At 56.5% G+C, this 14,665-nt stretch carries 14 protein-coding genes; 8 read left to right on the top strand and 6 right to left on the bottom strand.

Annotation, left to right across the window (positions count from 1 at the left end; genetic code table 11):
• Positions 1 to 87: 87 nt before the first annotated feature.
• From ACY692_RS00175 to dut, 3 genes are all read right to left on the bottom strand, one after another.
• Positions 88 to 816, bottom strand: coding sequence for an amino acid ABC transporter ATP-binding protein (locus ACY692_RS00175; protein ID WP_462323308.1), 729 nt, complete (start codon positions 814 to 816; stop codon positions 88 to 90).
• Between the two features lie 244 nt (positions 817 to 1,060).
• Positions 1,061 to 2,254, bottom strand: a complete 1,194-nt coding sequence (locus ACY692_RS00170; protein WP_462323307.1) for an acetylornithine/succinylornithine family transaminase — start codon at positions 2,252 to 2,254, stop codon at positions 1,061 to 1,063.
• 49 nt (positions 2,255 to 2,303) lie between these two features.
• Positions 2,304 to 2,813 (bottom strand): dUTP diphosphatase, encoded by a 510-nt coding sequence (gene dut / locus ACY692_RS00165; protein WP_462323405.1) that lies wholly within the window; start codon positions 2,811 to 2,813, stop codon positions 2,304 to 2,306.
• Positions 2,814 to 3,095: 282 nt separating this feature from the next.
• On the opposite strand from dut, the gene glgP reads away from it, so the two are divergent.
• The 6 genes from glgP (at position 3,096) to ACY692_RS00135 (ending at position 10,163) form a co-directional block, all read left to right on the top strand.
• A complete protein-coding gene (gene glgP, locus ACY692_RS00160) occupies positions 3,096 to 5,657 on the top strand; it encodes an alpha-glucan family phosphorylase (protein ID WP_462323306.1) in 2,562 nt (853 codons plus the stop codon).
• Between the two features lie 13 nt (positions 5,658 to 5,670).
• Complete coding sequence (locus tag ACY692_RS00155) at positions 5,671 to 6,429, top strand: TlyA family RNA methyltransferase (protein WP_462323305.1); 759 nt, start codon at positions 5,671 to 5,673, stop codon at positions 6,427 to 6,429.
• Positions 6,430 to 6,435: 6 nt separating this feature from the next.
• Entirely contained in the window at positions 6,436 to 7,032 is a 597-nt protein-coding gene (locus ACY692_RS00150) for a TrmH family RNA methyltransferase (RefSeq protein ID WP_462323304.1), read from the top strand.
• 257 nt (positions 7,033 to 7,289) lie between these two features.
• On the top strand, positions 7,290 to 8,342 hold the full coding sequence (gene aroC / locus ACY692_RS00145) for a chorismate synthase (protein WP_462323303.1): 1,053 nt from the start codon (positions 7,290 to 7,292) through the stop codon (positions 8,340 to 8,342).
• A 2-nt stretch (positions 8,343 to 8,344) separates the two neighbouring features.
• On the top strand, positions 8,345 to 9,133 hold the full coding sequence (gene elyC / locus ACY692_RS00140; RefSeq protein ID WP_462323302.1) for an envelope biogenesis factor ElyC: 789 nt from the start codon (positions 8,345 to 8,347) through the stop codon (positions 9,131 to 9,133).
• Between the two features lie 280 nt (positions 9,134 to 9,413).
• Positions 9,414 to 10,163, top strand: coding sequence for a hypothetical protein (locus ACY692_RS00135; protein ID WP_462323301.1), 750 nt, complete (start codon positions 9,414 to 9,416; stop codon positions 10,161 to 10,163).
• A 229-nt stretch (positions 10,164 to 10,392) separates the two neighbouring features.
• Here ACY692_RS00135 and ACY692_RS00130 read toward each other — a convergent pair whose 3' ends face one another.
• The 3 genes from ACY692_RS00130 to ACY692_RS00120 form a co-directional block, all read right to left on the bottom strand.
• Positions 10,393 to 11,682: a TRAP transporter large permease gene (locus tag ACY692_RS00130; protein WP_462323300.1), complete on the bottom strand. Its 1,290-nt coding sequence runs from the start codon at positions 11,680 to 11,682 to the stop codon at positions 10,393 to 10,395.
• The gene (locus tag ACY692_RS00125; protein WP_462323299.1) at positions 11,679 to 12,164 is read right to left on the bottom strand and encodes a TRAP transporter small permease; all 486 of its coding nucleotides are present in this window, start codon (positions 12,162 to 12,164) and stop codon (positions 11,679 to 11,681) included. Before ACY692_RS00125 ends, ACY692_RS00130 begins: the two co-directional genes overlap by 4 nt.
• A 187-nt stretch (positions 12,165 to 12,351) precedes the next feature.
• Positions 12,352 to 13,362: a TRAP transporter substrate-binding protein gene (locus ACY692_RS00120; RefSeq protein WP_462323298.1), complete on the bottom strand. Its 1,011-nt coding sequence runs from the start codon at positions 13,360 to 13,362 to the stop codon at positions 12,352 to 12,354.
• A gap of 454 nt (positions 13,363 to 13,816) precedes the next feature.
• On the opposite strand from ACY692_RS00120, the gene ACY692_RS00115 reads away from it, so the two are divergent.
• Both ACY692_RS00115 and ACY692_RS00110 read left to right on the top strand, forming a co-directional pair.
• Positions 13,817 to 14,230, top strand: a complete 414-nt coding sequence (locus ACY692_RS00115) for an Hsp20/alpha crystallin family protein (RefSeq protein WP_462323297.1) — start codon at positions 13,817 to 13,819, stop codon at positions 14,228 to 14,230.
• A 14-nt stretch (positions 14,231 to 14,244) separates the two neighbouring features.
• Positions 14,245 to 14,607, top strand: a complete 363-nt coding sequence (locus tag ACY692_RS00110; RefSeq protein WP_462323296.1) for an Hsp20/alpha crystallin family protein — start codon at positions 14,245 to 14,247, stop codon at positions 14,605 to 14,607.
• Positions 14,608 to 14,665 lie beyond the last annotated feature (58 nt).

Below are 14,665 nucleotides of genomic sequence, written 5' to 3'. Positions count from 1 at the left end.
CCAAGACACACGTTTTTTTCCAGTTGTTGCCCATACATTCCTCCGTATTCAGTTGCTGGTTGGTAAAATATAGAAATGGTTTTCTCGCTACAAAATCTCCTTTAAGAACAGCTTGGTGCGTTCATGCTGCGGGTTGCTGAAAAAATGCTCCGGGCTTCCCTGTTCCAGTATTTCCCCCCCGTCCATAAAAATGACCCTGTCGGCGACTTCGCGGGCGAAACTCATCTCATGGGTCACGCAAAGCATGGTCATCCCCTCGCGGGCCAGATCCTTCATGACATTGAGGACCTCATTGATCATCTCCGGATCCAGGGCCGAAGTCGGCTCATCAAAGAGCATGACCTTGGGCTTCATGGCCAGGGCGCGGGCGATGGCCACACGCTGCTGCTGTCCACCGGACAATTCCACGGGATATTTGTGGGCCTGGTCGCTGATGCCCACCCGGTCCAAGAGCTCCATGCCCGTTGCCTCGGCCTCGGCCTTGGACGCCTTCTTGACCTTCATGGGAGCCAGGATGACGTTTTTAAGCACCGAGATATGCGGGTAGAGGTTGAACTGCTGGAAAACGATCCCGATCTCCGAACGCAGATGGTTCAGGTTGACCGTCTTCTGGGTGATATCCTTGCCTTCCATGAAAATCGATCCCTTATCGATTTCCTCGAGCCTATTCACGCACCGGACCATAGTGCTCTTGCCCGAACCACTGGGACCGCAGATGACGAGTACGTCCCCTTTTTCGACTTCCTCGTTGATATTCTTGAGGACATGGAAGTCCCCATACCATTTGTGAACATTACGGAATTCTATCATTGCCATGTAAAGTACCTACTTGGTCGTTCGAAAAAGAAAAAAAGGGGCTTACACCACCACGAACTCTTCCAGCTACAAGCGCTGAACGTAGGCCGTATTGACGGTTTTGTCAAACAAACAAGCATTTGTCCCTGCCCACTCCCATCCTGACCCCGCCACAGGGGTGGCCAGAACCACTTTTGGCCGCAAGAGAGACAAGAAAGAACAAATTTGTCATAAGCCCTGCCAAAACAATCGGTCAAATCCGGTTTCATCGATTTTTGAGAACGGCATGCAATTGTTCGACAAAACGGCGCAATTCATCATGGGTGACGACAAGTGGGGGCAAAAGACGCAGTACCCGCTCCTGGGTCAGATTGAGCACCAGCCCTCTTTCGAGAAGTTCTTTCCACACCGACTGTCCGGGAAAGGCAAGTTCAATGCCGACCATCAACCCCCGTCCACGTACCTCGGTGATTTTTTCCCCGGTGACGGCCCTGAGGTTTTTGCATTCGTCACACAGCCACGCGCCCAGTCGATCGGCCCGTTCCACCAGGCCGTCCCGGGCCATGACGTCAAGGACCCGGGCGGCAACGGCCGAAACAAAAGCGCCCCCCCCGAATGTGGTCCCGTGGCTTCCGGGGCCAAAGGCCTCGGCAACCCCATCTGTGCAGAAGACCGCTCCCATGGGGAGACCGTTGGCCAGGGCTTTGGCCGCGGTGAAGATATCCGGCCGTATGCCCGAGCGTTCATGGGCCCAAAAACACCCGGTGCGCCCCATGCCGGACTGGATCTCATCGACAATGAGTAGGATGTCGTTTGCATCGCACACACTCCGGACGCCGCGCAGATAGTCATCCGACAACGGACGTATGCCGCCCTCTCCCTGGATGACCTCGACAATCACAGCTGCGGTCCTGGGTCCGATAGCCCCCTGCAACGCATGGAGGTCATCGAAGGGAACCGTCCTGAACCCCGGGGGGAAGGGACCGAAGCCCTGTTTGATCTTGTCCTGTCCCGTTGCCGTCAATGTGGCCAGGGTCCGTCCATGGAAGGAACGGTCAAGGGAAATGATCTCGTAGGCATCGCGTCCACGCACTTCCTGCATATACCGGCGGGCCATTTTGATGGCCCCTTCATTGGCCTCGGCACCCGAGTTGCAAAAAAAGACCTTGTCCATGCCCGTCAGGGGCAGAAGCTTTTCCGCCAAAATAACCTGTTCCTCCTGGAAAAACAGGTTGCTCACGTGGACCAATTTCTCTGCCTGGGTCCGCATGACATCGACGATGTCCGGGTGGCTGTGTCCGAGGTTGCATACGGAAATGCCGGAAAGAAGATCGAGATATTTCTTGCCCGCAACATCCGTCAGGGTGGTCCCTCGGGCCGATGCCACGGCCAGGGGGTATCTCCCGTAGGTTTGGCACATGACCCGCGCTTCACGTTGCTTGAGTTCCTCTACATCCATACTATTCTCCCAACATGGTTATTTTTCATCGGTTCTCCAAAACCGTTCTTCACAGGGTGCCCGTATGACCAAAGCCACCTTCCCCCCGACGGGTATCCCCCAGCGTCTTGACGGGAAGGATATGGGCGTGAAAAAAAGGCAGAAAGACCAGCTGCGCGATCCGCTGTCCCTTGACTACGCGTTGCGTTTGTACGGACGTGTTCAGCAAGGAGACCCTGATTTCGCCACGGTAGTCGGGATCGATCACCCCGACCCCCTGGCTCACGGTCAACCCGTGTTTGGTCCCGAGCCCACTGCGGGAAAAGACAAACCCCGCGATGGACGGGCGGGTGATCTCAATGGCGATTCCCGCCGGAAAGAGGTATCTCTCGCCCGGCCCGAGAACGATCTTGTCCTCATCCATGCATGCCCGAAGATCAAGGCCTGCGGATACGTCCGTGGCGTACCCGAAATTTTCCGGAGTACATCCGGACGACAAAAATTTCACCCGTACGTCCAAGCCGTTTGGTGTTTCTGTGCTCACACGCTCTCCTTGTCTTGGCAAAAAAGGTTCTTCCATGTATGAAGGATGTTCGGTAACCATCAAAACCCACCGGGTCCTTACCATCCGTTTGCACATGGTTACCTGCTGCAACTGACATAAATATTATATTATCCGTGCAAATCAAAAACACGTCAATCCAAAAATCCGGGCCGGCACCGGCCCGACCAGACCGTACCCGGAACCTGTCCGGACACTTCCCGCCCCCCGTGGGAACAACTTTTTGTCCCGACATATAACTGGGCCACCCGGCCCCCTGACCAACCAACCGCAAAGCCGCGTCGCCGGAAGGAACCGAGAATGCATCCCCTGCAAAAATACAGCGTTATCCCGCGTCTGCCGGAAGTCCTCGCCCCCATGTGGGATCTGGCCTACAATTTCCTGTTCAGCTGGAAGAACGAACTCCAGGAATTCTTTGCCCAGATCGATCCGGAACTATGGATCCAGGGGCAGCACAACCCCGTCCGGTTCCTGAACCATCTTCCCCAGACCACCCTGGAGGAACTGGCAAAGGACACGTTCTTCCTCGAACGGCTCAATGAACTGACCAGGATACAAGAACAGTACAACAGCGACCCCACCTCGAACATTTCCTTTGATCCACCGGACGAGGGGCCCGTCGTCGCCTATTTCAGCGCGGAATACGGGGTCTCGCTCTCCCTGCCCATCTATTCCGGAGGATTGGGCATCCTCGCCGGTGACCACCTCAAATCGGCAAGCGACCTGAACATCCCCCTGGTCGCCGTGGGTCTGTGCTACCAGCAAGGATATTTCAACCAGTACCTCACCCAGGACGGCTGGCAACAGGAACGCTATCCGTATAACGATTTCGACCAGATGCCCCTCTCCCTGGTCCGGGACAAGAACGACGCCCCCCTCTATATCGGTCTGAACATGCAGGGGATGGATCTCAATTTCCAGATCTGGCGGGCCCGCATCGGACGGATCGTCCTCTATCTCCTTGATACCAATATTCCGCCAAACCCCCCTGAATTCAAGAATATAACCGCCCAGCTCTATGGCGGCGACCTGCAGATGCGCATCCGGCAGGAAATATTGCTGGGTATCGGGGGGATCAAGGCGCTGCATTCCATGGGTCTGCACCCCAAGGTCATCCACATGAACGAGGGGCACTCGGCATTTGCCGGACTGGAGAGGATCAGGATTTTCATGCATGAGCACCAACTCTCTTTCGAGGCCGCCCTGGAGCTCGTGGCCTCGAGCAGCGTATTTACGACGCATACTCCCGTCCCGGCCGGAAACGACCGTTTTCCGCCCCAACTGATGGAACAATATTTCGAGGGATACGCCCGGGATCTCGGCCTGGCCTTCAAGGTTTTTTTAGCCCTTGGACGGGAAAATCCCAGGGACGACGCAGAAACCTTCTGCATGACCGTTCTGGCCCTCAAGCTCTCAAGATTCAACAACGGCGTGAGCAAACTGCACGGTCAGGTCTCGAGAAAGATGTGGCAAAAGGTCTGGCCGCAATACCCGGTGGAGGACGTACCCATCAAATCCATCACCAACGGTGTGCATATCCAGACATGGATCGCGCCGGACATTGCCTATCTCATGCGCAGGTACATGGGCAGTGCCTGGCAGGAGAATCCGCACACCGAGAGGATATGGACCAAGGCGCTGTCCATTCCGGACGCCGAACTCTGGCGGACCCACGAACGGCTCCGGGAACGCCTCGTCGATTTTTCCCGAAAAAGACTCAAACAACAGGTCATGGCCCGGGGAGGGCGGCGGATGGAATTGCAGATCGCCGAGGAGGTCCTCGATCCCCAGGCCTTGACCATCGGATTTGCAAGGCGCTTTGCCTCCTACAAGAGGGCCTACCTGCTCCTGCGGGACAAAGAACGGCTCATCTCCCTGCTTGACAACTCCAAGATGCCCATCCAGTTCGTCATCGCTGGCAAGGCCCACCCCAGGGACAACGAGGGAAAAAAAATCATCCAGCAACTGGTCGAATTGTGCAAGGAAACCGAATGCCGGGGCCGCATCGTGTTCATTGAAAACTATGACATGGAAATCGCCGCCCACCTGGTCCAGGGATGTGACATTTGGCTCAATACCCCGCGCCGCCCTTTGGAGGCCTGCGGAACGAGCGGAATGAAAGCGATGATCAACGGGGCCCTGAACGTGAGTACCCTGGACGGATGGTGGTACGAGGCCTACCGACCGGACAACAGCCTTGGCTGGTCCATCGGCCAGGGTGAGGAATATACGGACAACGAGTACCAGGACTTTGTGGAATCCCAGATCCTTTTCAACCTATTGGAAAAGGACATCGTTCCGCTTTTTTATACCAGAGACAAGGGCAACCTGCCCAGGACGTGGATCAAAAAGATGAAGGACCAGTTCGCATCCTTGGGTCCCAGATACAACGGCCACCGCATGGTCGAGGAGTATGCCCGGATGACCTATCTGCCCGCATACACCAACTATACCCGCCTGACCGAGGCCAACTTCGGTGCGGCCAAGGACCTCTCCGCCTGGCGGATGGACCTGATGACCAAGTGGTCGGACCTGAGGATACAAAATGTCCAGTCGGCAACGGACCTCGAACTCTATGTGGACGAACAGATCGAGGTCACGGCCGAGGTCCAGATCAACGGACTGCGTACCGAAGACATCCAGGTGGAGATATATGCCGGTCCCCTGGACCACGAAGGCAGGTTCACCGCCCGGAAGACCTCTCCGATGCGTTCCGTCGAAGACCTGGGCCATGGCTGGCACCTTTACCGGGGCAGTGTGGCCCCGCTGCATTCCGGAAAATTCGGATACACGGTAAGGATTCTACCCTCGCACCCACTGCTGCTGGACCCGCATTCCTTGGGACTTATCCATTGGGCATAACACCTTTTATTCCATGGCATTGAAAAAATTACGTGCCGACCGCATCCTTGTCGATCTCGGGATCGCGCCGGACCAGAACGCGGCCATGCGTCTTGTCATGGCCGGACAAGTACTCCGGGTACTCCCCAACGGCGAAAAGGTTCCTGTTGCAAAACCCGGACAACAGCTCCCTGCCGACACACTCCTCGAGAAAAAAGGGATGTCCAGGTTCGTCAGTCGGGGCGGCTACAAACTGCTCACCGCGATCGAACATTTTTCCCTCCATCTCGAGAACACGACGGCAATGGATGCGGGGGCATCGACCGGGGGATTCACCGACTGTCTCCTGCAGCACGGGACCGCCAAGGTATACGCCGTTGACGTCGGGTACGGCTTGCTGCATTGGAAACTCCGTCAGGACCCCCGGGTTGTCGTCATGGAGCGGATCAATCTCCGTACCGCCCCCCCCTCTCTCTTGCCAGAGCCCGTTGACATCGTGGTCATAGACTGCTCCTTTATCTCCCTGGAGCTGCTCCTTCCTCCCTGCCTGCAATACATACGCCCCGGCGGAGAGGTTATCGCCCTGGTCAAACCCCAGTTCGAGGTCAAAGCCGGCCAAACCGACCATGGCGTGGTCACCTCGCGCAAACTCCAAGAGCAAACGGTCGCCAAGATCATGGACTATGCTCAAGAGCGACTCGGTTTGGCCCCCCTCGATTACACCCCTGCAATGATCAAGGGGCCCAAGGGCAACCAAGAATATCTGGTCCACCTCAAACATTCCTGTTTCTAGCCGCCAATGGACAACACCCCCATTCTCACCGACAAGCGGAAACAACGTATCGGATCGGTCCTGGCCAAACGGCAAAAGGACCTCACCATGGTCATCAACAACGTCCACGACCCGCACAACGTGGCCGCCATCCTCCGTAGCTGCGACGCCTTCGGTGTCTACGGCATCCATCTCTACTATACCAAGGAACGGTTTCCTGCCGTGGGCAAACGGTCCTCGGCATCGGCCCGCAAATGGATCGCCCGGACCAGACATAGTGACGCCAAAGAGATGATCGGTGCCTTCCGCGACAAGGGGTACCAATGCCTGGGAACGGGTTTTGGCCCCAGTGCCAAGCCCGTGCATGCGTGGGACTTCACCAAACCCACGGCCATCGTCCTCGGCAACGAGCACCGTGGCATGGACCAGGATATCAAGATGCACGTGCCCGATGAAATCTACATCCCCATGGTCGGCATGGTCCAGAGCCTGAATGTTTCCGTGGCCGCGGCCATCATCCTGTACGAGGCATGGCGGCAGCGCGAGGCCGCCGGCATGTTCGACCGCCCCTCTTTTTCAGAGACCGAGCTGGAACGGTTCATGGCGGAGTGGGCAAGCAAATGAGATGGTGGCCATTCGGGTCAAGGTGAACAGCGATCAATGGGGGCTGGAAATTTTGAAATTGGGGAAAGGACTCCGTCGGCGCAGTTGTCAGAGCCTTTGTCCGCGCCCCTCGAGCGAGCTTGCGAACGGGGGTCAAAGGTCCTTGATTCCGGGGTACATTTTCTTGTTTTTTATGGCAGATTTTCACGAGTAAGGGACTAAAATCCAAACTTTTGGGATAACCACCTATCTAGGTACATGACAACCGGGAAACAATGATGAGCGGAAATAGCTTTGGGACCATCTTTCGCGTGACCACCTTCGGCGAATCCCACGGCCCGGGGCTTGGCGGGGTTGTGGACGGATGCCCGGCCGGGATCGAACTCGACGAGACCCTCATCCAGAACGTCCTGGATGGCCGCAAGCCGGGGCAGGGATACGGGACCACGGCCAGAAAGGAGGATGACAAGGTCACGCTCCTTTCCGGCGTGTTTGGAGGCAGGACCACGGGAACCTCTATCGGGTTTTACGTGGCCAACACGGACCAACGCTCCAGGGATTATTCCCGGATCAAGGATATCTATCGCCCGGGCCATGGGGATTTCTCCTATGAGGCCAAATACGGATTCAGGGACTATCGGGGAGGTGGGCGCTCATCCGGAAGAGAGACGGTTGCCCGGGTCGCCGCCGGAGCCATTGCCGGACAGGTGCTGGCCCGCAACGCCGTCCGGGTTCAGGCCTATACCGTGGAACTGGGCGGTATCCAGGCAAAGGATGTGGTCCTGGACAACCTTGCAGAACGTCCCTTTTTCGCGGCCGACCCGAACATGGTCGATCCCTGGAAGGAGCGCATAGATACGGTCAGAAAACAGGGCGATACCCTTGGCGGGATCGTCGAGCTCAGGATTTCGGGGGTTCCTGCAGGACTTGGGGAGCCTGTCTTTGACAAGCTCGACGCACGTCTGGCCCAGGCCGTGATGAGCATTGGGGCGGTCAAGGGGGTCTCCATCGGTTCCGGGTTCGGGGCCGCCCGAATGCTTGGCAGCGCAAACAATGACCAGCTCTCGCCGGAAGGATTTCTTACCAACAATGCGGGCGGGATTCTTGCCGGTATATCCAGCGGTCAGGATATTGTGGTCCGCGCAGCCATCAAACCGATTCCGTCCATAAACAGGGAACAGCAGACCGTGGACAAAAACGGCCGAACACAGACCATCACCATCGGCGGCCGTCACGACATCTGCGCCATCCCCCGGGTGGTCCCGGTCTTACAGGCCATGGGCGCCCTGGTCCTGGCGGACATGGTCCTCATGCACCGGGCAAGGGGGTGAACATGGATCTGTTCGTGCTCAAAAAACTGGTCTCCCGGCTCTTCTTTCCGGTCCCCCTGTGTCTGGAACTGCTCGTGCTCGGCCTTATCCTCCTGTTGACCAACCGTGGGAAAAAAGCCGCCACGGTTCTCATGGCAACCGGGGCCGGACTGCTGCTTATTTTGAGCCTTCAAGGTCCGTCCTGCCTGCTGCTCCGCCCATTGGAAACCATGTATCCACCGGCCTTCATGGACCATAACGGTAGCGAGGAACTCCCACACATCGATTGGATCGTGGTCCTTGGCGGAGGGACGGTCCCCGCTGAGAACCGCCCCCCCAATTCCCGACTTGCAGAAAATTCCCTGTCCAGAGTGGTCGAGGGGGTCAGACTCTCCCGGATCTTTCCCCGGGCAGGCATGGTCTTCACCGGCGTCGGCAGCCCGGGCGATACCGACTCCACGGCGTCCAAGATGGCCCAAGCCGCCATGGTTCTCGGCGTGGACGGCTCCCGGATCACACGGATAGGTCGTGCCAAGGACACCCCGGACGAGGCCCGATTGTGCGCGGAACGCATTCCCCGGGACGACTACGTGATCCTGGTCACCTCCGCCTCCCATCTCCACCGCGCCCTGCGCCTGTTCATCAAACAGGGGCTCTCCCCTGTTCCCGCTCCGGCCGGCTATCTGTGCAAAACCACTCCGGAGATTTCCTACCAGGATTTCATCCCCTCGGCGTACAACCTGGTCCGTTCGGAACGGGCCATTTATGAATACATGGGCCTTGCGTGGGCCTCTTTCCGCGGCCTCATCTGATCCCTTCCCCTCCAACCGCAGGGAAGACACTCTTGTAGGATATGCCCGTTAAAAAGAGATTTTTCCAGACAGCGTTAGGGTTTACGTTGAAAGTTTTAAGTAAAATCAGGTTGTTACAAAATATGGTTTTAAGCTTGGACCCCGGTGTTCGGCTTTTGCACTTTTGCAGAAGCATCTTGCAGAGTAAAATCCCACCTGCAATCTGCACGGTTTTCGGAATTGTCTTTGCCTTCCAAACATCGTATGCAGCCGCTTTCTTCGAAACAACCAAGGAGCGTCCATGTTTCTTACTGATCTCAAGGACCAGCGCTGGAAAGTGACCATAGACGAAAACGACATCGTCTATTTCTATGTCCAGGATATGGTAGGCAGAGAACCCAAGGTGGAAATCCCGGCGGCAGAACTGTCCGGGTTTTATGCGCTTGACGACGGAGCCAAAAGAACATTCGAGCAGGAACTCGGGCGCAGAATCGGCATACCCTTCTGGCCCATGTTCGTGGACAGGATCATCGAACCGGAGGAACAATTCGCCCGCAGGCTCGGCCTGTTCGGACGACCAGAAGAGGGCGGGGAGGACATCCTGGCCGAGGACCGGCTGGAACTCATCGTTCCCCTGCCCAAGGACAAGGCACTGGAAACAAACCCCTGCCTCGTTCCAGACGAAACAACCTGCCGGGAACACGAAACCTTTGCGGCCGCGGAAAAGGAGAACATCCGATCCTGCGCGGTCTGCGCCATGTACTGCCCCGTTTTCAAGGACGACGAGTACAAGACAACAGTACATGTGACCAAGGCCCAGTTGGAGATCGAATCCTGCGTGGTATGCAACAGCCCGGCCACGTCCGTGGGAGCCTTCCAGCCCGATCAAAACGGCGAGGATACCATCATCCTCCACGGCCTGTGCAAACGGTGCAAACCCAAGGAACCATGCACGCCTGAACAGATCGAACAAATCGGCAAGGCCATTGAGTCCCTGGAAGAACAGGGCCGCATCCAGCGGGTCGAATGCACGGTACCGCCCGAAGAATAGTTTCCTTACCATGCCCTTCATAAAAAAAAGCCGGTCTGCATGCCATGCAGACCGGCTTTTTTCGTGATTTCTGTGGGTCGACCAGAGCAAAACCACTTTGGAACACGGAGTTTCCAAAACGGATTTTGGATATACTTTCAAGGCAACCCAATCGGAGGGGCACCCCCTTGCGGATCGTCGCTTGGAGCAGAGATCCGATACAAACCCAATATCCCAAAATGGTTTTGGCTTAAAAGACCCCCAGAATCCCGGGCCAGACAGCCAGGATGGCCAGGCAGAGCAGATAGCAGGGCAGAAACACGACCACCCCCTTGAACACATCGGACAAGGGCACATCCCCGGCCATGGCTGAGACGATGAAGGTGTTCACCCCCACCGGGGGGGTGATCGCCCCCATGGTCGTGACCACGGTGACAACGACTGAAAACCACAGGGGATCGTACCCCAATGACTCGGCCACTGGGAAAAAAATGGGGATGGTGATGATGAGCAGGGCCAAGGCATCCATGATCGCACCGCCCAAAATATACAGGATGCAGATGAACCCCAAAATGACCAGGGGGGGGAAGGCCAGGTCGGCCACTTGCGAGGCCAGGATAAAGGGGATTCGTGTCACCGCAAGAAAACGGCCGAAGATGACCGCACCCAGAACGATGGTCATGATCATGCAGGAGATGGTCAGAGTATCCTTGATGGACTTGACCAGCCGCTCCCGGGTCAGATTCCCGCCGAGCAGACTGACAGCCAGGGCCAGGGCCGCACCGGCGGCACCCGCTTCGGACGGAGTGAACAGACCGGCCAGCAGTCCCCCCATGACCAAGGCGAAGAGGATGATCATTTCCAACGAGCCCTTGAGGGAACGGATCTTTTCTCCCCATCCGGTCCTCGGGCCCGCAGGACCGAGATCCGGATTCTTTTTGCAGACCATGACAATACGGATGACGAAAAAACCCACCAGCAAAACGCCCGGGACCAGGGCGGCCCAGAAAAGCGCGGCGATGGACTGTCCGGTCTGCAGCCCGATGACGATGAGCACGATACTCGGGGGAATAACCGCTCCCAGGGTCGAGGCCGCAGCCACGACACCCGTGCTCAAAATAGGATCGTAACCGTATTTCTTCATCTGCGGCAGTGCCACGGAACTCATGGTCGCGGCCGTGGCCGTGTTCGATCCGGAAATGGCCGCAAACCCGGCGCAGGCAAGAACCGTGGCCATGGCGACCCCGCCGCGCACAGGTCCCATCCAGGCATAGGCGGTGCGGTAGAGCCTTTCGTTCAGTCCAGAATAGAAGCAGATCTGCCCCATAAGGATAAACAGGGGAATGACCGTCAATCCGTAGGAGGAAAAAACCTTCCAGGTCTCATCACCGAGCATGCCCAGCGCCGCATGGACATCCAGGACCGCCCAGAACCCGCAGAACCCGACAATGCCCATGGCGAACCCCACGGGAATGCGTAACAGAAAAATCATGGCCAGGAGCAGGCCGATCCCCGCCAGTCCTAGAACGGTCAGACTCACGACCCACCCCCCCCACCCTTGTTCTGAAAGAGAAGGATGGTCTCCATGGAGATCTGGGCAACCAGGGCGGCAACCCCGATAAATACCACAAGGACAAAGGGATAATAGATAATCTGTAAGGTTTCGGAGACCTCTCCGAACCCGCGGATGGACAGGGCCAGCTCCCAGGTCTGCCAGGCGACGAGGGCGAAAAAGCCCAGACAGAGCACGGAGGTCAACGGATCGAGAACCGAACGCATCCACCCGGGGAAACGGTCCTGGAAAATGGTGATCACGATATGCCCTTTGCCCGCCTGGGTTCCAGCCAGGGCCAGCCCGGCGACCATTGCCCCGAGAAACCCCATCAGCTCGAATGTGCCCTTGATGGGCTGGCCACAGAAGCGCAGGACCATGTTTGAACAGGCCAGGGCGACCATGCCCATGAGACAGAGCCCGGCCAGGCAGAAAAGGGTGTTGTTGGCCAATTGGATGATTTTTTTCACGGTATGCATCGTGTGTTGTTGGTGCCCTGTCGGGTTGGAGGTCCGCTGGCGGATTGCTGATAACCACCAGGATGCCCTTGTCGAGCGGGGTCCGCAATGTCTCGCCCAATGGTTCTGCAGATCGTGACGGTCACGGATGGGCGGACCAGTTCCACGGAAGCACGTGACGGTCCGCCCCTGGTGGTTCTTATTTTTGGTAGTTGTCCTTGAGACGATACAGGTCGTCCAGGACGTTCTCACCATCCACGCCCTTGTCCGCGGCCTTGGTCTTCCACTCGTCAATAAGTGGGATGAGTTTCTCATGCATGGCCGCATGCTGCCTCTCGCCAAGGGTGATGGTCTCGAGCCCGTAGGTCTGCTTGGACCATGCCAGGGAGTCCAGAACGTGCTGGTCCATATATTCCCCTGTCCACACCGATTGCTCCCGGGCCAGCTCGTCCATGACCTTTTTAACCGACGCGGGAAGTCTGTCGAACGAACGTTTGTTCATGACCACGGCAAAGGGGTAGACCTGAAAATCCGTACGGGTCACATAGGGACAGTATTCGGCAAAATTCATGTCCTTCATCACCTCAAGAGAGGACAAGAGCCCCTTGACCAGCCCTTTTTGCAGCGCCTCCGGGGTTTCCGGCATGGGCATGGACACAGGAACAGCTCCCAAGCGGTCGAGAACCCGGGAGGCCATGCCGGAAGCGCGCAGTTCCAGTCCATCCAGATCGTCGATCGTCCGCACGGGGGTCTTGCTCATGATATTCGTGGGGGCCGTGGTAAACATGGCCAGGACCTTGACCTTTCCAAATTCTTTTGGTCTATGCTGCTGGTAGAGATCGAAAAGGACCCTGGAGGCCACGGAGGAGGATGCAAAGCCCACGGGCAGCTCGGTTACCGTGGTCAGGGGGAACACCCCCGGCTGGTAGGACATGCACAAACACCCGATATCGGCCTGCCCCTTCAGGACCCCCCGGAACATGTTCTTGGCCCCGAGCAGGGTACCTCCGGGATAGGTCTGGATGTCCACCTGACCATCCGTGCGTTTTTCGACTTCCTCTTTCCAATGCTCCATCTGCACGCAGGGAAAGGTGGAAGCGGGGGGAAAATTGGCGTAGCGCAGGGTGATTGGGCCGGCCTGAACCGAGGGGACACACAGAACCCCCAAAACAAAAAAACACACGATGAGTGAACAGATGGTGCGGAACATAGCCCCTCCAGAATTTTTTCGCCCTATGCGCCCGCATCCCGGCGGTCGTATAAAAAAAGGGCCGCCGGAATGCTCTTCCCGCGGCCCATGTGACGGCGTTTGTTGGTGGTTATCATGCCATGCCGTACACCCGACCACAGGAGGCACGCCACCACCAGCAACGGGTGTCCGTGGAAACAAGTGTGTCTATGGTTGGGTATCCGGTCATAAGCTATCTCTATAGCCGTTGAGACGAGTCCATGTCAACCGACAAGAAGGGCTTGGCCACACCTTGCAATCCAGGAGGTTCTGAAATTTTACCTATTCTACCCTCCCCACCCTCTCAACCCTCTAAAATCCCTTAAATTTCTAAAATCTCTTAAATTTCTAAAATTTGCAAATTTTCTGCATTTTAATCTTGACGTCGGCTCATTGATGTTTATTTCACATGGTAACCCAAAAAAGGAGGTGCATTATGGTTATAGATTTTAGTACTTACTATGATTTGCCCGCACAGATCGACAGGATTTTTGAGGAAATGCGCAAACCTCTTTATTTCACCCAACGCAGAGTTTCATATCCTCCAGTGAATATAAGCGAGGACAAAAGCAACATCTATGTATCCTCAGAGATTTCCGGAGTGGATATAAACGACATCGACCTCACTCTTACAGATGGAAGTTTGGTTATTAAAGGAGAGCGTGTTTCAGAGTCAGGAAAATACTTCCGACAGGAACGGGCGACCGGTAATTTTCAACGTATCATCACCCTAAACGTTCCGGTCAACCCGGACAACGTGTCCGCTACCATGAAAAACGGGGTCCTCAACGTTGTTTTGGCCAAGGCTGAAGAGGAACAACCCAAGAAAATCGACATCACGGTATCCTAAGGAGGTGGACCATCATGACCAATGACATTGCAAAAAAAGGCACACTCCCCCGTTTTAATCCCGACGCGGATATCCTTGAGCGCGCAGACGGGTTCCACATATTCATGGACCTTCCGGGCGTGAGCAAGGAAGACCTGCTCATCGATCTCAAGGAGAACGAACTGGAGATCTCCGGCAAGGTGGAATACCCCCTGGACGAAAAAACAAAGGACGTACACATAGAGTTCGGCAGCGGGACCTATGTCCGCAGATTCACCATCTCCGATGCGGTGGACGCGGCAAGGATCAATGCGTCCATGAAAAACGGGGTCCTGGAACTCTATCTGCCCAAGGCGGAAAAGGCCAAACCCAAAAAAATCGAAATCCACGCCGAATAACCACCAAAGGGCCGGTCACTGACCGGCCCTTTTTTATAATGGTTCCGCTAAGAGTACA

It is taken from the genome of Desulfoplanes sp. (genome assembly GCF_054921335.1).
This window is presented reverse-complemented; position numbering and strand designations above follow the sequence as displayed.